We start from the raw sequence: 22,608 nt of genomic DNA on the forward strand, positions 1-22,608 counted from the left end.
AGTGAGGCAAATACAGGTCGAAATCGATTATGGATTCAGTGAGGCAAATACAGGTCGAGGTCGATTATGGATTCAGTGAGGCAAATACAGGTCGAAATCGATTATGGATTCAGTGAGGCAAATACAGGTCGAAATCGATTACGGATTCAGTGAAGCAGGTTCAGGTCGGCGTACTTCTCCAATATCCCCCAATCAGTTCCCTCTCCCTCGGGGAGAGGGCTAGGGTGAGGGGCTCTTAGAAGGACACCTCCGCCGGCTGCGACAACCGCAGCACCGACAAATCCCCGGTAATACGCTTGTAAGCCAAACGAATCGCTTCGATGTTGGCCACATTCTTCTCACTGTTCTCATGCAAAATCACAATCACCTTGGTACTCAACCGCTCAGGCGCCTGAGCGCCCTTATCCCGCCATTGCCCATAAGCATCGAACACACTGAAACCATCAGGAAACCGCGACGTGACTTCCTGATCAAGAAACTCACGCCAGCGCGCCGGGCTGACCGCACCTTCCTTGCCATCAATCGAACCCACGGAGAAGTACAACTCAGTACGAATCCATTGCGCCTGCGCCGGCCGCGAAGCATCGCCTTGCAAGGTCGAACTGGCAGGATCATGGGTATGAACGGACGCAGGAGGAAGGCTGGCACAACCGGCGACGGCCAGGAACAAGGCCGCCAGGAAAAGACGTTGAGGCATGGAACATCCTTATTGAACGATGAGTAAACCGCTCGAGTATAAGGTTGCTGTCTGACCGCCAATAAAGACCTAAAAAGCAGGCATTTAGGCGCTTCGGGAATAACCCTTCACCGCGCAAAAAATGTGGGAGCGAGCCTGCTCGCGAAAGCGATTTTTCAGACAGCGAAAATATTCCATGCCAGAGCCTCACCGATTCATTACGCACTCGCCGGTGGTTTCGCCAACGCAATCTCTGCCGCTCCCAGCCGCTTGAGAATTTCAAACAGCAAATCACTTTTGGTCACCCCGACAATCCTCGGACTGCCCACATAACCGGTCACCGACAAGGTAATCCCATCCGGCGACAACTTGCTGAAACGCACAAACGGCGCCGGTTTATCGAGGATGGTTTCGTTCTCCCGGTAGGTGTTGAGCAGCAGCTCTTTGACCTCTTCAGGATCGATGTCCAGCGGGAACACCAGCTCCAGTCCCGCCACGCCTTGAGCGCTGCCGCCCAACGTCACGTTGCGCAGGTTCTGCGAGATCAGTTGCGAGTTGGGCACGATGACGATCGAGCGATCACTGAGCTGGATTTCCGTGGCGCGCACGTTGATGCGGCGGATGTCGCCTTCCACACCACTGATGCTGATCAAGTCGCCGACCTTCACCGGTCGTTCCGTCAGCAGAATCAGACCCGAGACAAAGTTCTTCACGATCTCCTGCAAACCAAAGCCGATGCCCACCGACAGCGCACTGACAATCCACGCCAGATTCGTCCACTGCACACCCAGCGATGACAGTGTCAGCAGAATCACAAAGGCATAACCGATGTTGGAAAACAGCGTGCTCAGCGACGCACACATGCCCGGGTCCATGTCGGTCTTGGGCAGGAATTCATTGTCGAGCCAGCGGCGCAGGGCGCGGATCAGCCAGATACCGATCATCAACGCCAGCACGGCATTGAGCAGGTGGCCGGGGACAATGTTCAGCTTGCGCAACCCGGCACCGCCGAGGATGGCCATGATGTTGCTCGCCAATTGCCCGAGGGTGGTGCCAATGCCGCCGACAAACAGAGCGATGACTGCCAGCAACAGCAGCGCAGCCCGACTGAAACCCGACAGCAGAATCTCGATCTGATCAAGCCGTCGATCACCAATACCGAGCAACTGTTTAAGTGCCTTGCCGCTCGCGTGCCTGGGTGAAAACACGTGTTCGCAGACGTCCTTGACCAATTGAATCAGCAAATAGAAACCCGATAACACGATGTACGCCCACACCAACTCATAACTGATGAACCGTGCCAGTGATACGTAGCCGGTGAGCAGGGCAATCGCCGAGACAAACATCGAGATGCTCGCGATGGTGTAAATCACCCCGGCAAATGTGCTGTTGGCCGCCGAGGCATCATTGGCCGCGACCAGTGCCTTGCGCACTTTGCCGACGCGCAACAGCAGGACCGTCACGATTGCCAGCACGACGATCGAAATGACCCCGCGCCCGGCGATCACGATCTGGCTGCTCATGCCGGTGGCATTGCTGACCTGCACCAGCGTCACCAGCATCAGTAACGTGCAGGACAACAGGCGTGGGTAGGGTTTGAGTGCCTGCGCCACCGGGTCGGCGATCGCCGGCAAACGCCATGAGGGATGTTCGGTCGACAGCAACGCGCGGCTAAGCCCGGTGATCAGCACGCAGGCATATACAACCTTCTCGAACTCTTCGGAAAACGTTTCCAGCACAGGGGGTAACGGTTGGTGGCGGGTGCAGGCATAGAACAGCACCTGCAAGGCAATGCCGGTGGTGGCAATGGTCGCCAGCGCCGAGGCGAACGCCAGCGCACTGCGGCGCAGACGTCCCTCGGGCATGCGGTAAATGCACACCCAGGTCAGGCCCCGTTCGGCCAACCGGCGTCCGAATGTCCAGATGATCAGCGCCAACGCCATCAACAAACTGGTGTAGACGCGTTCGCCCGGGGCCCACACGGTGGCCCATGTGTCACGCACCTGCGTGACGAAAAAACGCAGACGCTGACGATCATCCTCGGTCGGATTCACCAGTGGCGACCAGAAACTTGGACTCAACACGCTGTCGGTGCCAAGTGTCAGTTCGCTTTCCAGCAACGTGCGACGGATGCCGGCGATCTGCGTAATCAGATCCGCCGCACTCTGCTTCAATGCCGCCAGGCTTTTCAGCGTGCCGTCGACCTTGCTCTTCTGTTCCGCCAGCGACGCCCGTTGCGCGACGATATCCGCCTGTTCCGCCGCCACCTCGGCATCTGGCGCCGCTCCCAACACCCCTAACTGCACGGCCAGTTGCGCCTGCTGCGGCAACAACGCCGCCGACAACCGGTCGACATCCAGAATGAATGCCTGCACGCGATCCTGCGGGCCTTCGAGCTGGTTGTAGTTGTTCGCGGCGGAAATCTGTTGTTTGAGGCCATCGAGGCGTTGTTGCAAGGCTTGCAGATCGCTTTGCGAAATCACCGGCAACGGCGCGGCAGCGGTGGTTACCGGCGCCGGCAAGTCGGCAGCCAATAGCGTCGGACTACCGCCAACCAGCAGCATGAACGTGACAAAAAACAACGACTTCAATGTGTTGCGCATGGGTGAGGCGGCTCGAATGGATCACACAGTCTATGAGGTTAGGTGATCGAGCCGATCAGGGAGGAAAACTTTCGGGCACAGCAGGGCCGGTGAGCAGAGTTTCAAAACGAAAAAAGCCCGACGGGTGAGGTCGGGCCTTTCTTCGGTGACGGCGTTGAAGCGCAGCATTCAGACGGCACGGCGTTCAATCAAACGGTCTGAACCACCTTCGGCTACTGCGTCGCTGAATAGCGGATCGGTTTCGGTTGCGGCGGCTACTGCGTCGCTGAACAGCAGATCGGTCTGGGTTGCGGCGGCTACGGCATCGCTGAACAGTGGATCGGTCTGAGTGGCGGCGGCTACGGCATCGCTGAACAGTGGATCAGTCTGGGTGGCAGATTCAGCAGCAAAAGCGTTCAGGGCGAAGAGCGAGAAAGCGATGCTGACAAGGGCTTGGCGTTTCATGAGTGTGTGCTCCGTGGGGTAGTGGTTGGGTCTGGAGCCGATCTTACGCCGCGAGCCTGATAAGAGAACTTTATTGAATCAATGGTCGTTATTGATACAGTTAATGGTTGTTTGTTGAAGGGCATCAACAATCAAAGCCATGATTTATTCATACCCCATCTTCACCTGAGCACTGATCAGTTCAGCCAACATCCGCACAGGCTCGGTGAAGGTCTGGCGAGAGCGGTGCACCAGCCCGATATCTCGGTGGAAGGTGTGCTGCCCGAGGTCGAGTACCCTTACACCGGCAGGCCATGCAAAATCGGGCGCCGTTTGCGGCACCAACGCCACCCCGACACCGTTTTCGACCAGTTTGATAATTGCTTCCAGCTCATCCAGTTCGCAGACCTCACGCAGTGTGAAATGCATCTGCCGCAAAAAGCGGTCGACCTGCCTGCCGCCAAAGGAAGATCGGTCATATCGAATGAACGGCTGGCTGCACAGCAACTGGGACCAGTCATCGCCCGGCACATCGCGTGGCACGATCAACCGGTAAGGCTCCAGCGCCAAGGTTGTCCAGCGCAGATCACTCTGCAGTGAAAAGGGCGGGCGGATGATCACGGCCATGTCGATCTCGCCAGCATCCACCAGGTTGACCAGTTCCATCGACAAGCCCGGCACTACCCGGGATCGGCATTGCGGGCAATGTTGGTGAAACTTTGCCAGCGCGTCAGGCAAGTAAGAGCGCTGCACCGAAGCAATCGCGCCGATGTTGACCAGCACGCTGGGCGGCAACCCCACCGTCGTCGAGCCGAGGCTGTCGTAGAGCCTGAGCAGTTCTTGCGCCTGCAGGAGGATCTGCTGGCCCATTTTGTTGAGGTGTGCCGAGCGCCCCTTTCTGTCGAAAAGCTCGAAGCCGAGTTCAGCTTCCAGACGCTGGATCTGGGCGCTGACGGCGGCCTGCGTGAGGCCGATTTTGTTGCCTGCTGCAGCGAAAGTACCTTCGCGCGCAACGGCGATGAGTGTTTTCAGTTCTTTGATCATTCACAAATATTAATTGTGTTTCTAAGAAATATATATTGATTTTTATGTTTTGTTTTCCGTCCTAGGATGTTTCCCATCCCCCGGCAGCGGCTGAACCCAAGGCGCCGATGACGGCAGGAATGTTCACCCACCCACAACAATATGATCGGAGTTCTGATGAGCCTCTCGCCTTTCCACCTCGCTATCCCCGTTTACGATCTGGCTGCAGCGCGCACCTTTTACGGTGAAGTTTTTGGTCTTGAAGAAGGGCGCTCCAGTACTCAGTGGGTCGACTTCGACTTTTATGGCCACCAACTGGTCATTCACGAACACCCGAAAACCGCGTCCCAGGAAAGCGTTCACAGCAACCCGGTCGACGGTCATGACGTTCCAGTTCCGCACTTCGGCATCATTTTGGGATGGCAGCAGTGGGAAGCGTTGGCCGAACGCCTGAAGTCTTTTGGCACCGAGTTTGTGATCGAACCGTACATTCGCTTTCAGGGGCAGGTTGGCGAGCAAGCCACCATGTTTCTCTTTGATCCCTGCGGCAACGCTCTGGAATTCAAGGCTTTCAAGGATATGAGCCAGCTCTTCGCCAAGTGACAAACGTCATGGCACAACCCGGTTGTGCCATTCGGTCTCAAGTGAGCTGGAAGCTCATGACTCTAGCAACTGCCCTTAGCGCAGACCTTTCATTCCAACAAAAAGGCTAGACATGAAACGTATTCCCCTGGTGTGGCAAATCGTTGCCGGGCTGCTGCTTGGCGTGCTCGTCGGTTGGTATTTCAATACCCATCCGCAGTATCAAACATGGGTCAGCGCGGAGATTCTGAAGCCTCTGGGTGACATCTTTATCAAGATGATGAAGATGGTGGTGGTACCGATTGTGTTCTGCTGCATGATCCTGGGCATTGCCGGCGGTGGCGATAACAAGTCGTTTGGCCGCATGGGCATCAAGTCGCTGGGGTATTTCTTTGCGATTACCGCGCTGGCGATTGTTGTCGGCCTGTGTTTCGCAAATATCTTCGAGCCGGGTACCGGCACCGATATTTCCGGCCTGTCCCACGGCACGGCGTCAATCAACATGGAGCCGTCAAAAGGCGCGCTGGTGATCCTGCAGAACATCGTCCCGGACAATGTTCTGGTGGCGATGTCGGAAGCGAAATTGCTCTCGGTGCTGTTCTTCGCCGTGCTGTTCGGCCTCGCCCTGAATGCGCTGCCGAGAGAAAAGAGTGCACCGGCCATTGCGCTGGTTCAGAGCCTTTCCGATGCGATGTTCAAGGTCGTCTCAATGGTTATGGCCTACGCGCCGATTGGTGTCTTCGGCATGATCGGCGCGACTGTCGCAACGTTTGGTTTCGCCTCGCTCTTGCCGTTGCTCAAGTTGATCGGCGTGGTTTACCTGGCGCTGGTGGTCTTCGCCTTGGTGATACTCGGTGGCATTTGCTACTTGATTGGCGAGAACATTTTCAAATTGATCCGCTACTTCCGCAGTGAATTGATTCTGGCGTTCTCAAGTGCCGCATCCGCCGCCGTCATGCCGCAGTTGATGAGCCGTTTGGAGAGCTACGGCGTGCCGCGTCGGATCGTCAGTTTCGTGGTGCCGGTCGGGTATGCCTTCAATCTGGACGGTGCATCGATTTTCCTCGGCGTGGCGACGATCTTCGTGGCGCAACTCTATGGCATCGACCTGTCGCTGTCGCAGCAAATCCTGCTGGTGGTGACGATGGTGCTGACCTCGAAAGGCGCGGCGGGGGTGCCTGGGTTTGCCATCATCATCCTCTCCGCAACGTTGGCTTCGGCCGGTCTTCCTTTAGAGGGTGTGGCGTTGATCGCAGGTATTTTCAGGATCATCGACAGCGGCACGACCACGCTGAACGTCTTGGGCAATGCCATCGCGCCGCTGGTGATTGCCAAGTGGGAAAGAGCAACGCTTGAACCTGCAAGCGTTCGTCCAGCGGCCGAAGTGTGAGTCTTTAACCGCGAGTCGGTACGACGCATATCTGTTGTTTGAACCGCACTGATAACGAGTGCACGCCCGCTTAGAAAGGGGCGTTTTTTTGGGTCTTTTTACTAGACGACTGGTCTATTGTTTTGGAGTGCTTATGATTGATAACGCTGTGGATACCGACCTTTTTTCGCCCATGACCATGGGCGCGCTGCAATTGGCCAATCGAATTGTCATGGCGCCTGTGACGCGCAGCCGGATGGCTGACGACGGTGTGCCGAATGAAATGCACGCGACGTATTACGCCCAACGCGCCAGTGCCGGTTTGATCATCGCCGAAGCGACGAACATTTCCGCTCAGGGGCGCGGCTATGCGATGACCCCGGGAATCTGGTCGCAAGAGCAAGTCGCCGGGTGGAAAAAAGTCACCGATGCCGTACACGCCGCGGGCGGAAAAATCGTCAGCCAGTTGTGGCACGTCGGGCGTTTCTCCAGTGTCGAGTTGCAGCCCAATGGCCAAGCACCGGTCGCGCCTTCGGCGATCAAGGCTGAGGGCAGCACTTACACCGAAAAAGGCTTCGTCGAAGTGTCGATGCCGCGAGCGCTTGAGACCTCGGAAATTCCAGGAATCATCGAGCAGTACAAACTGGCTGCCGAGAACGCCAAGCGCGCCGGGTTCGATGGCGTGGAAGTGCATTCTGCCAACAGTTATCTGCTCGACCAGTTTCTGCGCGATTCGACCAATCAGCGCACCGATCAGTACGGCGGCTCCATCGAAAACCGTGCGCGGCTGACGCTGGAAGTCACCGAAGCGGTGGTGTCCATCTGGGGCAGCGACCGCGTCGGTATCCGACTCTCACCTGTAACCCCCGATGCCGGGAATACGCCGCCCGACAGCAACGTCATGGCGACTTACGGCTACCTGATCCAACAACTCAATCGATTCAATCTGGCTTATCTGCATTTCGTCGAAGGCGCTACCGCCACGTCGCGCACCGTGCCGGTGGGCGTGGATCTGGACGCGTTGAGTGGGCAGTTCGAAGGCGCGTTCATTGGCAACAACAATTACGACTTGGCGATGGCGCTTGAACGGCGGGCGCAGGGCCGTATCGATGCGGTGGCGTTTGGTCGCTTGTTTATTGCCAACCCCGACCTGGTGGCGCGTCTGCAGCGCGGTCTCGAACTGACCATTGCGCCGCGTGAGAGTTACTACGGTGGGGGCGCCAAAGGCTACATCGATTGGCCCACCGCTAACGCCTGAATACCCACCCGGACGCAATCGCATTCACTGTAAAGAGGAGCGGAACATGAATTATCTACACAACAAAGTCGCCATCGTCACCGGCGCATCTTCCGGTATCGGGGCGGCCACGACGCGCGCGCTGGCGGCACAAGGGGTTCGCGTGGTTGCCGCTGCTCTGGACGCAACGGGTCTGCAGGCTTTCGTCGCCGAGTTGCGTGATGCCGGTCACGACGTGGCCGCTTTTACCACTGATGTAACCCGACTGGATCAAACACGGGCGCTCGCCAGATTCGCGCAGGACACTTATGGCGCTGTCGACATTCTAGTGAACAACGCAGGGCTGATGCTGTTCTCCAACTGGGTCGACCTGGCCGTGGCGGATTGGGACAAGATGATCGACGTGAACATCAAAGGCTATCTCAATGCCACAGCGGCCGTACTTCCAAAGATGCTGGAGCAGAAGTCCGGGCAGATCCTCAACATGGACTCAGTGGCCGGCCATCAGGTCGGGCCAGCGGCGGGTGTTTACAGCGCTACCAAATTTTTCGTGCAGGCCATGACCGAGTCCATGCGCAAGGAGTTGGGCGTGCAGCACGGCATCCGCGTCAATACGGTCAGCCCCGGCGTCATCAATACCGGCTGGGCGGACAAGGTCATTGACCCAGAGGGGCGCAAGGCCGCCCAAGAACTGAACCGCATCGCCATCGCACCTGACGATATCGCGCGTGCCGTGATCTACGCGCTCAACCAGCCGGAAAACGTCACCGTCAACGATCTGATCATTTCGCCGACGCGCCAGGATTGGTAACCGTCGGCTGTTCCTGCTGCCGGGTGCCAATCCTGGCTCCCGGCAGCCTTTGTCACTCACCTCCAACGATAGGAAACAACCATGTCCAGGAACATCAAAGCCGTGCCGACTGCTGAATACAACGCTGTGATCGCCACCGCCAATCAATACGTAGAAGGCCTTCGCATGGGTAGCGCGCAAGGCGTCGCTCAAGCCTTCCATAAAGAGGCAGTGATGTACGGTTTCACCAACGGCGAACTGCTCGGCGGCCCGATCAAGAACCTGTTCGATTTTGTCGAGAAGAACGGTGCAGCTCCCGAGATCCGTACGCGACTCGACGTGCTGGCGATCACACCGACCACTGCGGTGGTGCGTGTGGATATGGAAACGGATGCAATTGGCGCCGACTACAACGACTACCTGACCCTGATCAAAATCGACGGTGCCTGGAAGGTCATCGCCAAGGTGTATCACCAGTTCGAGGGCTGAGTACCCATCGATCCCGGCAGTCTGCTGCCGGGATCGGCGAACATCCATTTCAAGGGTTTATGCCATGTCGATGGTTGAGTTTTCCGCTGTCATGGACGGCGATGCACAAAAGATCTGGAACGTAGTGAGGCAGTTTGGCGAAATTCAGGCCTGGCATCCTTCGATTGCGAGCAGCCATATCGAGGGCGGGGGGGCTGAAAGGCCAGGTTGCATTCGCACACTCTCGCTGACCGATGGGGCAGTTGTCAGAGAGCGTCTGTTGTCGGTTGATGAATCAACGTTAACGTTGTCCTACCGCTTTGAAGAGGCGCCTTTGCCGCTCGACAATTATGTGGCCAGCGTGAAGCTGGTCGCTTTGACCGGGCAAGACAAAACGCTCCTCAGTTGGTCGGCGAGTTTCGATCTTCAAGAGCCGAATGACGCTGAGCACTATCAGGCACTGATCCGCAGCCTGATCGTCGACGGTCACAATGGGCTGCAGGCATTACTGGCTGAGTAACACAGCACACAACGTTTACACGCCCGCATTCCTGCGAGGAATGCAGGGCATGAGACGAATGAATTTTTCCTCGCGCTCACTTCGGCGTAGCGTGCTCAAAAACAAGGAGCATTGCCGTGAGCCAAACCTCGACCTCTCCCGCAGAAAAATTCGACACCTTGCGCGCCAGCGAATACGCCCGACAAAGCCGCATCGCCCTGGCCGGCTACGACACCTGTCACGATCTGGCGGCCTGCATGTTGGCCGCCAGTCTCGGTTCGCGTCCGGCCAACATACTGGTGGTCGGCGCTGGCGGTACGGCGCAGGAAATCATTGCAATGGCGGCGCTGGAACCGCAGTGGCGTTTCATCGCCGTTGATCCTTCCGCGCCGATGCTTGAAGCCGCCGTGCAGCATTTGGAGGTCAACGACTTGCTGCACCGGACGCAAGTGCACCTCGGGGATGTCGAGGACTTGCCGGCGGATGCATCATTCGACGCGGCGACGTTGATCGGCGTGCTCCATCATTTGAACGGTGATGAACCCAAGCGCCAGATCCTGCAATCGATTCACGCACGTCTCAAGCCGGGCGCGCCGCTGATTGTCGCGGGCAACCATTACGCCTATGCCAGTCAGCCATTGTTGCTGGAAGCGTGGGGCCAGCGTTGGCGACAGCAGGGCGCCAGCGCAGAAGAGGTGAAGGCCAAGCTGGGCAAGATTCTGCAAGGCGCCGATCCACCGCATTCCGAGGCGGCGGTTCAGGCGCTGTTGCACGAGGCGGGATTTGGTGAAGCGACGCGGTTCTTCAGCAGTTTGTTCTGGGGCGCGTGGCTGACGTGTAAAACGGACGCCTCTAAAAGTAGCGACTCGGCACTTCTCCCAACACTTGCTTGAACACCGTCGCAAACGCACTGGAGCTGCTGTAACCCAAGTCCATGGCGACCTGTGTGACCGACTGACCTTTGCCCAGCATGACAATCGCCGCCAGCAGACTGGCTTGCTGCCGCCATTCGATATAGCTGATCCCGGTGTGCAGCCGAAAGTGTCGGGTAAAGGTGCATCGGCTCATGCCCGCACGGTGCGCCATTTCATCAATACCGACCTGCAAAGAAGGTTGTTGCAGAAACGCACGGCATACCGTCGCCAATCGAGGTTCTGCCGGCAACGGCGCGTTGAGCGAAAGCGCAGGCATGCTGGCGATTTCATGCAGCAGCGACCCCATTAAATGGCCTTCATGCCCTTGAGTGGAATAGCGCGGGGACATCGATGGCTTTTCACAGCAGGTGGCGCAACAACGGCGACATCTCCAGCACCTGGCATTGCCCCGGCAGTCCGAGGCGCTGCGCCGCTTGTTTACTGGTGATCCCCTTGGGGTCAGGGCACGTGCACGCAATGCTGCTACGCCTGCGGGTTCGCCAGCCACTGTGCTCTGGATAATCCGTAGCACTTGCACAGGGCGGGTGCCCCGGAAAGGTTCAGTTCGGCGTCATATAAGTGCCCGGCGCCGATTTTCAACAGCGCTTTTTGCGAACGAATGTTGGCGGGGCCAATGTGGAAATAGACGATGTCGTAGGTCTTGAAGGCATGCTCCAGCATCAATCGCTTCAACTCACGATTGGCATCGCCACCCCATTTCGCCCGCACCAGAAAGGTGTAGCCGATGGCGATATTTTCGGGTTGATCAGGCGGGGAGTAGTAGCTGGACATTCCCACGATCTGCCCCGACTCGATATCGATGACGGCGAGTGCTTTTGCGCTGGCCAGTCGTGCCGCGAAGTACGCTTCAAATACCTGCCGTTCATAGCGATCGCTGGCGGGGTGGCCGGCCCAGATGAGAGGGTCACTGGCGGCTAGAAACATTGCTTCAACATCACTGGCGGTCAACGCCCTGAGTGTCAGCGTGCTTCCGTACAGAGCGGGTTGGCAGTCGAATTTGTTTACAGGCATGGTGTCCGTTCCTGGTCGATCCGGGGGGTGCGGCCAGTTTAGGGCGGGGAACGGTCAAGGAAAGATCCAATTCGAGGGGGATTCGTGGGGCCACTCGGTCTTAGAGCTTGCTTTGATGATTCGGGTTTTTATCCGGCAAGTAATTTGCCTTATATCATTCTAAGCAACGCCGCTTTGATAATGGCTTCTGAACGTGTTGAAGAATTCATTTTTCGGGTGAACTGTTTGACGTGAAAGTATACGGTCGCACGCGTGACGTTGATGGTGTCGGCCACTTGCTTGGATGTCAGGCCATCAGCGAGCAGGCGCATTATGCGTACTTCACGAATATTTAGCTGACTGCTCGCCACGGATTGGCTGCATTTCGACAGGTGACTTATTTTTTTGGCGACCATTCGTGATTCCGAGAACAATGTTTCGTATGTTTCATTGAAGTCAATGTCGGGTCGGTCTGCGTTCGCCCAAATCAGAGTCAATGACGCCACGCTGCCGTTACGCATGGGATAAATTAAAGTCGAAGCATCTGCCAGGCGATTGGCTGCGGACGTTTTTACCAATGTGACAATGCTCGGTGACGACAGGGGCAGCCCGTTGCTCCAGTGATGTATTTCTACGTCACTGGCTATATCCAGAACCGGGTCCATCATCCAGATTTTTTCCTGGTCGTAGATAACCCGACAGGAAAAGTCAAAGTTGTCAGTGAGATAGACTTTCGGAAGTGATACGGGGACTGCCGCCTTGTAGAAAATTGCATAATGGCTGCAGTTTGTCTTTAGCAGGATCCTCCTTGTCAGTTCCTTTTGAAACGTGCCCGCGAATGAAACTCGCGCGTAGTCAAATGCTTGTCGAAAATCAACGTTATGTTTAGCCACGACCATATCTATCCTTGATTCGGTATCAGGGGCGAACCGTCAGGCTAGCTAGAGGTTGCAGAGTTTTCAACCAGACAGGCGCAAGTCGACTCAGAGATAAGGTCGCGTAGCACATGAATATGTTGAAAAACTATCAACATTAGTAGTTATAGGGCGTTTTTTTCAACCACGCTGATCGTGGCTGCCATTGATGGGCAGCCGAGTACGGTGAAGAATCTGCCTGAAATAATGGAGAAAACTATCATGAATGATATCGACACGATCACTAACGCATGGGGGCGCTGGAAAACTGCTCAATACGGAACAACCTGCTGGTTTACTGAAAGCACACAATATGCCCGTAACAAAGACACCAAGAATTACATGCAATATCAAACCAATGTGACGCCACCGAGAGATCTGGTGTACTCGAGTTTTGTGCAAAAAGATGGTGGCAGCGCTCTGTTAGGTAAATACGACACTGTCAATGACGGCGGTCAGGTCATAGAACATGTGGTGAGTTTGCAACAAGGCTTGACGGATACCTTTACCTGGAGCGTTACGGAACAACTCAAAGTCGGCGTCACGGTAAAAGCCAACGCGGGCATTCCACTAGTAGGTGGCGCGGAAACAAGCAGTACCGTTGAAATGACCCTGTCTTCAACGCAGGGCGCGAGCGAGTCCAAGGCCTCCAATTATGGTGCGTCGACCAAAGTGCCAATTTCTCCCCACACCCACGGATGGGGTGAGGTCGACTTGAGCTTCACCGAACTGAATACCCAGTGGGTCGGGAACGTCTGGCTGCAAGGATACGTTGCCATCTGGTTCAATAATAAAGTGGCAATCAACAATAACGGTGATTACCACTATTTGTGGTTCATCCCGGTTCAACAGGTTTTCTCCGAGTGTATTCAACATAACATCATCAGCACTTCCGGCTACATCGTACAGGGCGGCGGGGTGACTGCTCAGGCCAGCGGGACGTTCCACAGCAGCATGGGCCTGAGCTTGAAAACCATCGCCCATGAACAGCCATATCCCGGAAAATCAGAAGCGGTCAAAACCTATTACGGTTATGTAAGTACTCGACCGGAAGTAGAATTTAAAACCATCTCAGCTATCAATGAATCGAGAGATAACGTGGATTGACGGTCGTCTCTGATTAATCAGTCGACCCGGCCAGCACTTCTGAAAAAAGAAGGGCTGGCCAGGTTCAAAGTCTGTTTCCGGCCATTCAAGGGGAATGCTGGGTTCAGTTAGGCAAACAGGCAGCATAGATCAGCCGCGCCACTGCTCAATAAACAGTACCAGCGCAATGATGATCATGATCAACCCAGACGCTCTGCTGACCTCGACGCTGGTGATGAAAAGGGTGGTGCAGGATCGGCCGTTGCCGTTGTAGCTGAGGGGGATTTCAGCTTTCGCTGGTTTCGACTGGCTCTGCGGCTTCAGCTTCCAGTTTCGCCCGGTCAGCCTTGCTGATGTACTTGGGTTTTTTCGGCGCGAGTTTGGCGCTGGCCTTTTTGGCCTTTTCCTTGAACAACTGCTTGAGTTTCTTTTGGCGATTCATGTTTCTACCCGGTCTGCAAGTTTGAATATCGGTTAGCGAAGGGCGTAAACGTACGCATCAATGGCTGCGCCGTCGGTCGACGTCCGGTCCATTATCTCCACGTTTGCGCTTTGCCCTCGAAAAGGGGCGAATCCTGACGTAAGCCTCGGGCCAAGGCAATGCCAATTCCTCACATGGCGATAAAGTCGCGTACAGCCTTGATGGTCGGCGCCGGGGCTTCCTCCATCAACCAATGTCCCGCTGCTGGAATGACCACCTCGGTCACGTTGTCTGCAGCATTGCGCATGACGATCGCTTCATTGTTGCCGAAGGACTTTTCACCGCCCACGGCCAGCACCGGCATGCTCAAGTGTTTCTGCAGAACCGGAGCATTGTCGAGGGCGTCCTGACGGATGCTGCGGAAGTGGGCGAATGCGGCGCGCATGGCGCCAGGGCGGGCGTAAAGCTTGGCGTAGTGCTGACGGGTGCCTTCATCGACTTTGGCCGGTGTGCCGGCGAACTCGTTCCAGAAACGGTCGAGGTAGATGCGCTCACGTCCGGCCACCAGACGCTCCATGTCCGCACCGCCAAAATCGAAGTGCCAGAGCATCGGCGAACGAACGATGTCGTTCCACGGTGTGATACCGGGCACGGGCGCATCCATCACCACCAGCCGCTCGGTCAGTTCGGGATAACGCGCGGCATAGGCGAACGCGACCATGGTGCCGATGTCATGCCCGATAACCACCGAATGCTCGATCTTCAGTGCGCTCAACACCTGACGAATGTCGCCGGCCTGGGTCTTCTTGTCGTAGCCGCCCTCCGGGATCGACGACAACCCCATGCCACGCAGATCCGGCACCACTACGGTGTGGTCACGGGCCAGATCCGCCGCCAGCGGTGCCCACATATCGCCGGTATCGCCGAAGCCATGCAACAGCACCACGGCCGGCCCCTTGCCACCGACCCGCACGTGCAGGGTGGCGCCTTCGACCTTGATGTCCTGAGTGTGGAATGTCGGCGGGAAGGAGACGATGTCGGCAAAAGCCTGGAAACTCAGGGCCATAAAGGCGAGGGCGGCCAATAGCGGACGAGTCATGACGAAGTCTCCAAGCGTGGGGGGATGGAGAGAGCGTAGACGTATCGATCAGGGCCGGCGGAGTTTCATCTGCAAGCAAACGCCGCCTCGATAAACGCCCCCAGCGCCTGCTCTTCAAGAATTTCGATCGAGAAATGTCCTAAGCGTTTCGGCAGCCAGATGATGCGCGTTCCGGACGGGTGTCGATGGGCTGGGCTGTAATCGATGGTCGGTCAGCCGGAATAAACTAAGCTGATGTGTAACGTCAAGTTGACACAGGAGCATCCCACCATGAAGGCACGCCCGATGATCAAGTCACGCACGTTGATTGCAACGATTTCTTCCCTGGCCCTGGTTTTCAGTTCGGCGATGACATTGGCTGATCCCGGTAATGGAAAAGGCCAAGGCAATGGCAAGGGCAATTCGCAGGACGTGCAGGGACACGGTAACCAGAAAGGCAATGGCGGCAACAAGGGCAACAACTCCGGTGATAACTGGAGTCATGGCCCAAGCATTGATCGCGGCAATGTGCTCGGGATTGTCGGCGGCTACCGTGACTACTGGAGTCCGGGGCCTGCGCTGCCACCGGGCATTCAAAAGAATCTTGCACGCGGCAAACCGTTGCCGCCCGGTATCGCGAAAAAACTCGATGGACGTCTGGTCGGTCATCTGCCGCATTACGATGGTTATGAATGGCAGCAGGTGGGCACGGACCTGCTCCTCGTTGCGCTCGCAACCGGGCTGATTTATGAGGTCCTCAACGGGGCGTTTGATTAAGACGCCCCTTGGGAAATGCTGCAGTGGCCAGGTTTTTTTTGCCTGCCGGCAGTGGTCTGTGCTGATGGCGCGAGTGGCAGTAGATTTGCCTGCAACACGGCGCGCCACCCACTTTGATCAGACGATTTTCAAAGCACTCAGCACGATCAGTGATTGCTCGGCAAACGCCTGGGCCTGTTCGGTCAGCGCGGCGATGTTGGCATCGGCGGTGGTCAGCGCTTTGCCGTCCTTGACCAACACTTCGTTTTGTTCGGCAATGACGCTCCACGCCAGTTGCGCCCACTCCGCCGGGTGCTGCTTACCTTGGCGGATCGCAATCAGGAACAGTTGCTGGAAACGACTGACCGTGACGCCACCCCCGGTGACCGGACTGCTCAACACCTGAATGTCGGCATTGAACAGCGCGCGCTTGCACAGTTGCAGGTTGAACGCGGCGCAGCGTTCGTACACCAGCGCCTCGGCGGCTTCGCTCTGACAAGGCGCTACCGCGCCCATGCTGACCAGGATGGCGATGGCCTGTTCCAGATCGTCGTAGGCCATTGGTGACACCGCATCGAGCACCTGCTGCATCGTTTTGGCTTCGTAGGTCTGGCCGGCGAGTGCATTGAGGACCGGGCCGTAAATTTCCGCTTGCAGTGACGCTTCGCCAGCGGGGCCGGTGACGCTGGACGCTATGTTTTCTGTCGGTTGCATCAGCACAAATCGCGTACTGAGCATGCGCGACCGGCGCTCGGTCGCGCTGAGTCGGTTGGCACCGCGCACGTACAGATCGCGACGGAAAGCCTGGTTGACGAAGTAGTCACGCGCCTGCTCGCGCATTATCGGGTGCTCGATACCGTCGAGAAAGGCCAGGCCTTCAGCGCTCAGGTTGAGTACGTCGACCGAATCCAGCGGCACCGCCGTCGTGACGTAATCGAGCTTGGCCGGGGCCAGTGCATCCACCATGTCGGCGAAATACATGCAGTTCCAGTCGCGATTGAAATATTCGTGAGCGACGTATTGGCGGTCCTGACCTTTGATGGTATGCAGCCGGGCACCCAGACTCGGCGCGGCGATGGCGTACTTGGGGTTGGCTGCCAGCAGCGCTTCGGAAAACTGCAACGCGGCATCGATGCGTTGATCCGGCCGCGTCGAGTGACTGGCAAAGCGGTCGTGCAGGCTGAACAACTGGCGCAACGGCGCTGAAGGCGACCAGCCCGGGAAGGCGTTGTAACTGACGTAGAGATGACCACCCGGTTTAAGGTGGCGGCGGGCGAATTCGACGATCAGTTTCTGGTTGTCGCGGCTGACCCAGGTCCAGATGCCATGCAGGCTGATGCTGTCGAATTGCGGCAAATCATGGCGCGCCAGCAATTGCTCGAAGCTGTCGTCATAGAGTCTTGCGCCGTTGTTGCTGAGTTCCGCCAGCGCAATGGCGTGAGCCGCCTGACCGGGGTGGAAGTCCGTACCGACGAAACCGGCAGGGCTGGCTGTGGCGTGAATATTGATTGACACACCCTGACCGAAACCGAGTTCGCAGTGGTAACCGTCGGGATTGTCCAGGCCGGCAAAGCCGCGCAACAACAAGCAGTAACGCTGGAAAACCGGATTGATTTCCCGGCTATAGCTGTAGGTGTAGCCTTCGTCGGTGAAATAACCTTCGTTCCAGGCATTGCTCATGGGTGCAGCCTCTTGAATCGTAATGGAAAGTGGCACTTACAGGGAGGTGGACTTGCGTCGTGACAACCGCTCGGTGTCCATCAGCATGTTGTCGGCAGGATGGCACCATTCGATAGGGTTTATGCGGATTTTTCGCAGGGGTTATTCAAGATCGTCAAATGGCTCGTTCACCCAAGCGCTCTACCAGTCTGACCAGATAACCATCGGGATCCTGAACGATGAACTCGCGCTGGCCGACTTCGATATTGTCTGCGCGATACCAAGTGTCCTGGCAGTCACGGTAAAGCGAAAAACCGGCCTGCCCGAGATGACCGATGATCGGCGCGACTGCCTCAACGTCGATCTGCAGGTTGATGCCTCGTCCAAATGGCTTGCTCAGCGATGCGGTCAACCACTGGCCGGCCTGCGGATCAATCTGTTCGAGCATGACCTGTGCGCCATTCAGATTCAGATAGGCAAAGCCGTCTTCGGGCCGCTGATAAGCAATGCTGAATCCCAGGCATGACACCCAAAACCCCAGGCTTTTTTGCAGGTCGGTCACCATCAATTCCGGGACCAGTTTGTTGCGTTCGAACATGCGGTGACTTCCGTTTCGACGTGTGGCCCGAGATCAAATTCGATGAATTGGGCGCTGAATTTTCTTCGTATCCTGCTTCAAACGACGAAATAAAGCATACCGGCGCCAATCGGCATTTGAATACACGGGATGCAACTGGGTCGCTTTTTCAGGCAAATCTGTGCATTGAATGTTCTGGCGTTAAACGAATAATCGAGCGCTCGAATCCTTTGGAATTGGGCACTGTATGGAAGCGTTACGCATTCAATCTGGCGACATTTATCGTTCACGGACGCAAGCCTCGGAGGTTCGCCCATGAGCCTGCATACCCGCACCAAACGCCTGACCGTGCCGCAACTGGTCGCCATGAAAGGCCAACAGAAAATCGTTTCGCTGACGGCGTACTCCAGCAGTATCGCCAAGCTGATCGACCCCATCGTCGACTTCATTCTGGTCGGCGACTCCACGGCCATGGTCGGTTATGGCCGCGCCTCGACACTGAGCATGCAGCTCGAAGAAATCATCGGCCACACGCGGGCTGTGGTCGATAGCACGCGTCTGGCCTGTGTGGTGGCCGACATGCCGTTCGGCAGTTATCAGGAGTCCAATGAGCAAGCCTTTCGTAATTGCGCTCAGGTATTGGCGCGCACCGGTTGCGACGCGGTCAAGCTGGAGGCCAACAAGGCCTTGGCGCCGACGGTCGAGTTTCTCGTGGCGCGTGGGATTCCGGTCATGGCCCATGTCGGCTTGATGCCGCAGTTCGTCAATGTCATGGGCGGTTTCAAGGCTCAGGGCCTGACCGCTGAAACCGGTGCAGTGATTGCCGAAGATGCCCGGGCCAATCTCGACGCGGGCGCCTTCAGCCTGTTGCTCGAAGGCGTGGCGGAGGGCGTGGCGCGGCAGATTACCCTGGAGTCGAAAATGCCCACCATCGGCATTGGCGCCTCACCGGCCTGCGACGGGCAGGTGCTGGTCACCGAAGATGTACTCGGCCTGGGCGGTGAGCATCTGCCGCGTTTCGTCAAACGCTACGCCGATGTCGGCGCGGTGATCAGCGAGGCTTGTGCGCAGTTTGCTGACGATGTGCGCCATGGCCGGTTTCCTGAAGCGCGGCATTGTTATGGACTCTAGTTACGTCGGATGTTCTGCGCCGATAGCTTGCGCCAGTTGTCTCACCGCGTGGCCGATGTCTTTGTCCCAGTCGAGGCTGTAGCTCAGGCGCAGATGCTGTTTCCAGTCACCTTGCTGGCTGAAGATTTCGCCGGGGGCGATGACGATCCGCTCGGCCAGCAGGCGTTCGAACACCCGTTGCATGTCGATCGGACGCACAGCCTTGAGCCAGAAGCTCGCACCACCTTGCGGGGCGACGACCTGCCACTGGTCGTTGCCGTGCTCTTCCAGCAAGGTCTGCAGCTGTTGCCTGCGCTTGAGCAACAGCGCGCGCAGCATAGTCAGGTGCTGGTCAATGCGCCTGGAGTTGTAGAGTCTGGCAATCGCTTTCTGCCGCATCGGCGAGAGGCGAAATCCGCGCTGCATAAACAGTCGATGAAATTGCGCGGCCTGCTGGCGACACAGCACGTAGCCGTACGGCGCTTCGCCGCCAATAATCTTGTCGAATGTCGAGAACACCACCAGCTTGTCCGGATCGGCAAAGTCGCGATAGCGCGCGGGTGAATCGGAGAAACACAATTCGCCCCACGTATCGTTTTCAAACAGCCATATATCCCGCTCGGCCAGCCAGCGACAGATCTGCTGTTTATCCTGTGCTGGCATCAACTGGCCCTGAGGAATATTCACCGTGGAGGAAAACACCGCCAGGCGCACCGGTTCGCGCATCAGTAACGCCTTCAATGCAGGCAGGTTGAAGCGGCCCTCATCGTCGAGGGGCATTTCGATGACGCGGATATTGGCCGCCTGCAACTGGCGCAGAATTGCCCACGAGCAGGGCGACTCCACCAGCGCCACAGTGCCACCGAGATTCAAGGCACTGAGCGACAACTCCAATACGCTACGCAGGTCCGCGCCGATATACACCTGCTCGGCCTGCCAGTGATTGCGAGCGGAACGGGTGTAGCGTTCCGCCAGGGCCGCGCGCAATTCCGGCTCGCCAAGAGGCTGATAGAGCGGTGCATTCGAGGGCGGGTATTGGCGAGTCAGCTCACGCTCCATCATCAACAACGGCCCCTGCAGCGACAGCAGCATCGCCGGCGCATCGCTGCTCAGGGCCAGCATGCCGGGCTGACGGGCGCTGGCGAAGACGTGGTCGAGAAGGTTGCCGGAGTGGGTCTTCACAGGCGCCGCCGGTATTGACCGGGTGAAATAACCGAACCTGGCTTTGGCGTGAATTCTGCCTTCGTCCTCGAGCAATGCGTAGGCGTATTTGGTCGTCGACACCGAAACGCCGAGGCGCAGGGCCAGTTGTCGCAGGGACGGCAGCTTCTGCTCAGTCGTGCCACTGGCTACCTCAATCAGGCCGACGATGTAGTGATAGACCGTTTGATAGGCGAACGCGGTGTGCTTGGGGACCGGCAATGTTGTTCTCCTGTTCACTGCGATTTTTCGCTGTCCGAGTTGCGCAAAATGACCATGCGTTGCCGGTGCGCATTCCTTGCTGCAAGACGTCGGCGAGTCTAAATCAAGCGTCGCCTGAGTTCTGAAAAAAGCGCTGAGGACGGCACGGCACAAGGGCCGCAGATGACTGGCGATCCAGCAGCTCTTCACTGGCGAGGCGCCCGACGATTGCCGCGAGCGTCACACCGGGATGCATCGCGCAAACGTAGATCCCGCCGACACCTGGCAAGTAACCGACCACGGGGATGCCATCAGCGGGCATCGGCCGGATTCCGACGGCGACGGTTTGCGGCGCAATGAAAGACACCCCGTGAAGTTCTTTGCGTATGGCTTCGGCGGTTTGCCGGGCGATGTCTGTCGGCGAGTTGCCCGACGCCTCTCCCAGATAATCTTCAGCGGCCAGCAACGTGCCGTCGGCAGTTTGCCGAACTTCCATTTCGGGGCTGGAGATGATGCCTTTGACGAGGCCCGGTTGGGTCTTGTAGCGGATGAAAATGGCCGGCGAGGCGTCGATGGGCAGGGAGACGTTAAGCATCTGTGTTAATTGCCGGGTGCCAGTCCCTGCGGCGAGCACAACAAGGTCGGCATCAAACGTGCCCGCTGTGGTTTCAACGCCGGTGACATCTACGTTGCAGGTTTTGAAAGCGGTCACTCGGGTGTGCGTGAGCAATTGCGCGCCCCGCGCCTGGGCGCCGGCAATCAAGGCGTGGGTGGCCTGCACGGCGTCGAGTGCGCCTTCTTCCGCGCGATACAACGCGCACGGCGGGGGAATTTTCAGATTGGGTTCGCGGGCAAGCACCTCGTCAGACGATAACAATGTCGCCGACGCCGGATACTCTGCTGATTCGTTGTACGACAAAGCTCCGGTCCAGCGAATCTGCAAATCCGGCAGCTCGGTTTCGAGTCGTCGGTATGCTTCTATGGCCATACCGCGCAACGGCGCAATCGGATCAGCGCCGGCGTGCGTGGCATTGAGCCAGGCGAAGGAGCTTGCCGTCACGCCGCTCGCGATCTCGTCAGCCTCGATCAGCGTGACGTGCGCCCCTTTGCCTGACAAATGGTACGCAAGTGAGGCGCCGACGATGCCCGCACCAACCACCACGATTCGCTCACGCACTTTCTGATCCATTTCAACATTCCCTGTTGTCGATCGACTGATCCTGCAGCAGGAAGACGCTGCGAGCAACCAGAAAAAGCCCGGCCATAGCCGGGCTCGTCCGCTTGCAACACGTTAAGCGGCCATATTCCCGGCAGCCATTTCCTTCTTGTAGCTGGCCTTCATGGCCTCCATCTGCGCGCCCAACTCTTCGAGTTTTTCCTTGCCCAGAAGCTTTTTCGCCTGAGGAAACATTTCCGTTTCCTCTTCTTCGATATGGTGCTCCAGTAGTTCCTTGACCACTTTCACCCGACCGGAAAACTCCGGGGTGCCCGGGTCGGTGAGTTTCAGATCGGGCAGCACCAGTGAGTCCACGGTGCGGTGTTCTTCCTTGGCTTCGAAGTACATGACGTCCTGTTCCTTGCTGCCGGCGGCCTTGAACGCCGGATAGAGGATTTCCTCTTCGAGCCGGGTATGGATGGTGATTTCCATTTCCAGTTTGCCCAACAGCTCGACACGTTTTTTCAGTGCACGCTCGGTTGAGTCGCTCAGTTGGCTGAGGATGTCTTTGACTTTTGCATGATCGGCTTTGAGAAGGTCGATGGCGTTCATGGCGTTGCCTCTGCTGTCACGGAGTGAACACAGACCGTTGTCTCACGGCGCTGTGAATGCTCTGAATCCACAGCATTTGGCGTGCCAGTCCCTGACAGATGTTCAATCGCGCTGGATCTAGGACTTGCTACGGCACAGGCAAAAAGCCTTCGTGCAGCCTGCATGAAAAGCGCGTTGCGGACATTGCAGATCACGGTTTAGTCCCGGTCACGGGCCGCTGATCCGAATGTACAAAAGCGTTCT

At 57.3% G+C, this 22,608-nt stretch carries 23 protein-coding genes and 2 pseudogenes; 10 read left to right on the top strand and 15 right to left on the bottom strand.

Features of this window, described 5'->3' with window-relative positions; all coding sequences use genetic code 11:
* Nucleotides 1–235: 235 nt before the first annotated feature.
* The 4 genes from F8N44_RS28030 to F8N44_RS28045 all read right to left on the bottom strand — a co-directional run bounded on the left by F8N44_RS28030 (nucleotide 236) and on the right by F8N44_RS28045 (nucleotide 4,746).
* On the bottom strand, nucleotides 236–697 hold the full coding sequence (locus tag F8N44_RS28030; RefSeq protein WP_150652600.1) for a DUF3574 domain-containing protein: 462 nt from the start codon (nucleotides 695–697) through the stop codon (nucleotides 236–238).
* Nucleotides 698–894: 197 nt separating this feature from the next.
* Nucleotides 895–3,279 carry a DUF3772 domain-containing protein gene (locus F8N44_RS28035; protein WP_150652601.1) on the bottom strand — a complete coding sequence of 795 codons (2,385 nt, stop codon included), beginning with the start codon at nucleotides 3,277–3,279 and terminating at the stop codon, nucleotides 895–897.
* Nucleotides 3,280–3,447: 168 nt separating this feature from the next.
* Nucleotides 3,448–3,723 (bottom strand): hypothetical protein, encoded by a 276-nt coding sequence (locus F8N44_RS28040; protein ID WP_150652602.1) that lies wholly within the window; start codon nucleotides 3,721–3,723, stop codon nucleotides 3,448–3,450.
* Nucleotides 3,724–3,867: 144 nt separating this feature from the next.
* Nucleotides 3,868–4,746, bottom strand: a complete 879-nt coding sequence (locus F8N44_RS28045) for a LysR family transcriptional regulator (protein ID WP_150652603.1) — start codon at nucleotides 4,744–4,746, stop codon at nucleotides 3,868–3,870.
* Between the two features lie 156 nt (nucleotides 4,747–4,902).
* Between F8N44_RS28045 and F8N44_RS28050 the strand changes: the two genes are divergently transcribed.
* The 7 genes from F8N44_RS28050 to F8N44_RS28080 all read left to right on the top strand — a co-directional run bounded on the left by F8N44_RS28050 (nucleotide 4,903) and on the right by F8N44_RS28080 (nucleotide 10,563).
* Entirely contained in the window at nucleotides 4,903–5,328 is a 426-nt protein-coding gene (locus F8N44_RS28050) for a VOC family protein (RefSeq protein WP_026000724.1), read from the top strand.
* Nucleotides 5,329–5,440: 112 nt separating this feature from the next.
* On the top strand, nucleotides 5,441–6,697 hold the full coding sequence (locus F8N44_RS28055) for a cation:dicarboxylate symporter family transporter (RefSeq protein ID WP_150652604.1): 1,257 nt from the start codon (nucleotides 5,441–5,443) through the stop codon (nucleotides 6,695–6,697).
* A gap of 133 nt (nucleotides 6,698–6,830) precedes the next feature.
* A complete protein-coding gene (locus F8N44_RS28060) occupies nucleotides 6,831–7,934 on the top strand; it encodes an alkene reductase (RefSeq protein WP_150652605.1) in 1,104 nt (367 codons plus the stop codon).
* Nucleotides 7,935–7,980: 46 nt separating this feature from the next.
* Nucleotides 7,981–8,724: an SDR family oxidoreductase gene (locus tag F8N44_RS28065; protein WP_150652606.1), complete on the top strand. Its 744-nt coding sequence runs from the start codon at nucleotides 7,981–7,983 to the stop codon at nucleotides 8,722–8,724.
* 81 nt (nucleotides 8,725–8,805) lie between these two features.
* Nucleotides 8,806–9,192, top strand: coding sequence for a nuclear transport factor 2 family protein (locus F8N44_RS28070; RefSeq protein ID WP_150652607.1), 387 nt, complete (start codon nucleotides 8,806–8,808; stop codon nucleotides 9,190–9,192).
* A 64-nt stretch (nucleotides 9,193–9,256) separates the two neighbouring features.
* Nucleotides 9,257–9,691 carry an SRPBCC family protein gene (locus F8N44_RS28075; RefSeq protein WP_150652608.1) on the top strand — a complete coding sequence of 145 codons (435 nt, stop codon included), beginning with the start codon at nucleotides 9,257–9,259 and terminating at the stop codon, nucleotides 9,689–9,691.
* 116 nt (nucleotides 9,692–9,807) lie between these two features.
* The gene (locus F8N44_RS28080) at nucleotides 9,808–10,563 is read left to right on the top strand and encodes a class I SAM-dependent methyltransferase (protein WP_150652609.1); all 756 of its coding nucleotides are present in this window, start codon (nucleotides 9,808–9,810) and stop codon (nucleotides 10,561–10,563) included.
* Here the strand turns inward: F8N44_RS28080 and F8N44_RS28085 are convergent.
* The 3 genes and pseudogenes from F8N44_RS28085 to F8N44_RS28095 form a co-directional block, all read right to left on the bottom strand.
* A pseudogene (locus F8N44_RS28085) lies at nucleotides 10,523–11,021 on the bottom strand (helix-turn-helix domain-containing protein); the annotation flags it as partial. The gene F8N44_RS28080 and the pseudogene F8N44_RS28085 sit on opposite strands and share 41 nt — an antisense overlap.
* Before the next feature lie 46 nt (nucleotides 11,022–11,067).
* Nucleotides 11,068–11,616 carry a GNAT family N-acetyltransferase gene (locus F8N44_RS28090; protein WP_224794824.1) on the bottom strand — a complete coding sequence of 183 codons (549 nt, stop codon included), beginning with the start codon at nucleotides 11,614–11,616 and terminating at the stop codon, nucleotides 11,068–11,070.
* 149 nt (nucleotides 11,617–11,765) lie between these two features.
* Nucleotides 11,766–12,488 carry a helix-turn-helix transcriptional regulator gene (locus tag F8N44_RS28095; protein ID WP_191630963.1) on the bottom strand — a complete coding sequence of 241 codons (723 nt, stop codon included), beginning with the start codon at nucleotides 12,486–12,488 and terminating at the stop codon, nucleotides 11,766–11,768.
* A 243-nt stretch (nucleotides 12,489–12,731) separates the two neighbouring features.
* Here F8N44_RS28095 and F8N44_RS28100 point away from each other — a divergent pair, with 243 nt between their 5' ends.
* Nucleotides 12,732–13,616, top strand: a complete 885-nt coding sequence (locus F8N44_RS28100) for an ETX/MTX2 family pore-forming toxin (RefSeq protein WP_150652611.1) — start codon at nucleotides 12,732–12,734, stop codon at nucleotides 13,614–13,616.
* A gap of 265 nt (nucleotides 13,617–13,881) precedes the next feature.
* Here F8N44_RS28100 and F8N44_RS28105 read toward each other — a convergent pair whose 3' ends face one another.
* The 3 genes and pseudogenes from F8N44_RS28105 to F8N44_RS31915 all read right to left on the bottom strand — a co-directional run.
* The gene (locus F8N44_RS28105; RefSeq protein ID WP_077572520.1) at nucleotides 13,882–14,037 is read right to left on the bottom strand and encodes a DUF2986 domain-containing protein; all 156 of its coding nucleotides are present in this window, start codon (nucleotides 14,035–14,037) and stop codon (nucleotides 13,882–13,884) included.
* A 169-nt stretch (nucleotides 14,038–14,206) separates the two neighbouring features.
* Nucleotides 14,207–15,115 carry an alpha/beta fold hydrolase gene (locus F8N44_RS28110; RefSeq protein ID WP_150652612.1) on the bottom strand — a complete coding sequence of 303 codons (909 nt, stop codon included), beginning with the start codon at nucleotides 15,113–15,115 and terminating at the stop codon, nucleotides 14,207–14,209.
* Between the two features lie 65 nt (nucleotides 15,116–15,180).
* Nucleotides 15,181–15,294 (bottom strand): annotated as a pseudogene (locus F8N44_RS31915) (methylmalonyl-CoA epimerase); the annotation flags it as partial.
* 106 nt (nucleotides 15,295–15,400) lie between these two features.
* Here F8N44_RS31915 and F8N44_RS28120 point away from each other — a divergent pair.
* Complete coding sequence (locus F8N44_RS28120; RefSeq protein WP_191630966.1) at nucleotides 15,401–15,871, top strand: anti-virulence regulator CigR family protein; 471 nt, start codon at nucleotides 15,401–15,403, stop codon at nucleotides 15,869–15,871.
* A 117-nt stretch (nucleotides 15,872–15,988) separates the two neighbouring features.
* Here F8N44_RS28120 and F8N44_RS28125 read toward each other — a convergent pair whose 3' ends face one another.
* Nucleotides 15,989–17,530 carry a class I SAM-dependent methyltransferase gene (locus tag F8N44_RS28125; protein ID WP_150652614.1) on the bottom strand — a complete coding sequence of 514 codons (1,542 nt, stop codon included), beginning with the start codon at nucleotides 17,528–17,530 and terminating at the stop codon, nucleotides 15,989–15,991.
* Between the two features lie 154 nt (nucleotides 17,531–17,684).
* On the bottom strand, nucleotides 17,685–18,107 hold the full coding sequence (locus tag F8N44_RS28130) for a bleomycin resistance protein (protein WP_150652615.1): 423 nt from the start codon (nucleotides 18,105–18,107) through the stop codon (nucleotides 17,685–17,687).
* Between the two features lie 294 nt (nucleotides 18,108–18,401).
* On the opposite strand from F8N44_RS28130, the gene panB reads away from it, so the two are divergent.
* Entirely contained in the window at nucleotides 18,402–19,217 is an 816-nt protein-coding gene (panB, locus tag F8N44_RS28135) for a 3-methyl-2-oxobutanoate hydroxymethyltransferase (protein ID WP_150652616.1), read from the top strand.
* Here panB and F8N44_RS28140 read toward each other — a convergent pair whose 3' ends face one another.
* The 3 genes from F8N44_RS28140 to F8N44_RS28150 form a co-directional block, all read right to left on the bottom strand.
* Nucleotides 19,218–20,618, bottom strand: coding sequence for a PLP-dependent aminotransferase family protein (locus F8N44_RS28140; RefSeq protein ID WP_150652617.1), 1,401 nt, complete (start codon nucleotides 20,616–20,618; stop codon nucleotides 19,218–19,220).
* A 103-nt stretch (nucleotides 20,619–20,721) separates the two neighbouring features.
* Nucleotides 20,722–21,786 (bottom strand): NAD(P)/FAD-dependent oxidoreductase, encoded by a 1,065-nt coding sequence (locus F8N44_RS28145; protein ID WP_150652618.1) that lies wholly within the window; start codon nucleotides 21,784–21,786, stop codon nucleotides 20,722–20,724.
* A gap of 102 nt (nucleotides 21,787–21,888) precedes the next feature.
* Nucleotides 21,889–22,365 (bottom strand): hemerythrin domain-containing protein, encoded by a 477-nt coding sequence (locus tag F8N44_RS28150; protein WP_095118528.1) that lies wholly within the window; start codon nucleotides 22,363–22,365, stop codon nucleotides 21,889–21,891.
* Nucleotides 22,366–22,608: the final 243 nt, after the last annotated feature.

It is taken from the genome of Pseudomonas fluorescens (assembly GCF_902497745.1).
Lineage (GTDB): Bacteria > Pseudomonadota > Gammaproteobacteria > Pseudomonadales > Pseudomonadaceae > Aquipseudomonas > Aquipseudomonas fluorescens_BM.

What these genes read in the sequence shown, in the direction of transcription:
- F8N44_RS28105 (WP_077572520.1), bottom strand. Translation starts at nt 14,037, where the DNA reads ATGAATCGCCAAAAGAAACTCAAGCAGTTGTTCAAGGAAAAGGCCAAA.
- F8N44_RS28150 (WP_095118528.1), bottom strand. Translation starts at nt 22,365, where the DNA reads ATGAACGCCATCGACCTTCTCAAAGCCGATCATGCAAAAGTCAAAGAC.
- F8N44_RS28070 (WP_150652607.1), top strand. Translation starts at nt 8,806, where the DNA reads ATGTCCAGGAACATCAAAGCCGTGCCGACTGCTGAATACAACGCTGTG.
- F8N44_RS28125 (WP_150652614.1), bottom strand. Translation starts at nt 17,530, where the DNA reads ATGAGCAATGCCTGGAACGAAGGTTATTTCACCGACGAAGGCTACACC.
- F8N44_RS28055 (WP_150652604.1), top strand. Translation starts at nt 5,441, where the DNA reads ATGAAACGTATTCCCCTGGTGTGGCAAATCGTTGCCGGGCTGCTGCTT.
- F8N44_RS28130 (WP_150652615.1), bottom strand. Translation starts at nt 18,107, where the DNA reads ATGTTCGAACGCAACAAACTGGTCCCGGAATTGATGGTGACCGACCTG.
- F8N44_RS28060 (WP_150652605.1), top strand. Translation starts at nt 6,831, where the DNA reads ATGATTGATAACGCTGTGGATACCGACCTTTTTTCGCCCATGACCATG.
- panB (WP_150652616.1), top strand. Translation starts at nt 18,402, where the DNA reads ATGAGCCTGCATACCCGCACCAAACGCCTGACCGTGCCGCAACTGGTC.
- F8N44_RS28050 (WP_026000724.1), top strand. Translation starts at nt 4,903, where the DNA reads ATGAGCCTCTCGCCTTTCCACCTCGCTATCCCCGTTTACGATCTGGCT.
- F8N44_RS28145 (WP_150652618.1), bottom strand. Translation starts at nt 21,786, where the DNA reads ATGGATCAGAAAGTGCGTGAGCGAATCGTGGTGGTTGGTGCGGGCATC.
- F8N44_RS28120 (WP_191630966.1), top strand. Translation starts at nt 15,401, where the DNA reads ATGATCAAGTCACGCACGTTGATTGCAACGATTTCTTCCCTGGCCCTG.
- F8N44_RS28045 (WP_150652603.1), bottom strand. Translation starts at nt 4,746, where the DNA reads ATGATCAAAGAACTGAAAACACTCATCGCCGTTGCGCGCGAAGGTACT.
- F8N44_RS28100 (WP_150652611.1), top strand. Translation starts at nt 12,732, where the DNA reads ATGAATGATATCGACACGATCACTAACGCATGGGGGCGCTGGAAAACT.
- F8N44_RS28090 (WP_224794824.1), bottom strand. Translation starts at nt 11,616, where the DNA reads ATGCCTGTAAACAAATTCGACTGCCAACCCGCTCTGTACGGAAGCACG.
- F8N44_RS28030 (WP_150652600.1), bottom strand. Translation starts at nt 697, where the DNA reads ATGCCTCAACGTCTTTTCCTGGCGGCCTTGTTCCTGGCCGTCGCCGGT.
- F8N44_RS28035 (WP_150652601.1), bottom strand. Translation starts at nt 3,279, where the DNA reads ATGCGCAACACATTGAAGTCGTTGTTTTTTGTCACGTTCATGCTGCTG.
- F8N44_RS28110 (WP_150652612.1), bottom strand. Translation starts at nt 15,115, where the DNA reads ATGACTCGTCCGCTATTGGCCGCCCTCGCCTTTATGGCCCTGAGTTTC.
- F8N44_RS28040 (WP_150652602.1), bottom strand. Translation starts at nt 3,723, where the DNA reads ATGAAACGCCAAGCCCTTGTCAGCATCGCTTTCTCGCTCTTCGCCCTG.
- F8N44_RS28065 (WP_150652606.1), top strand. Translation starts at nt 7,981, where the DNA reads ATGAATTATCTACACAACAAAGTCGCCATCGTCACCGGCGCATCTTCC.
- F8N44_RS28075 (WP_150652608.1), top strand. Translation starts at nt 9,257, where the DNA reads ATGTCGATGGTTGAGTTTTCCGCTGTCATGGACGGCGATGCACAAAAG.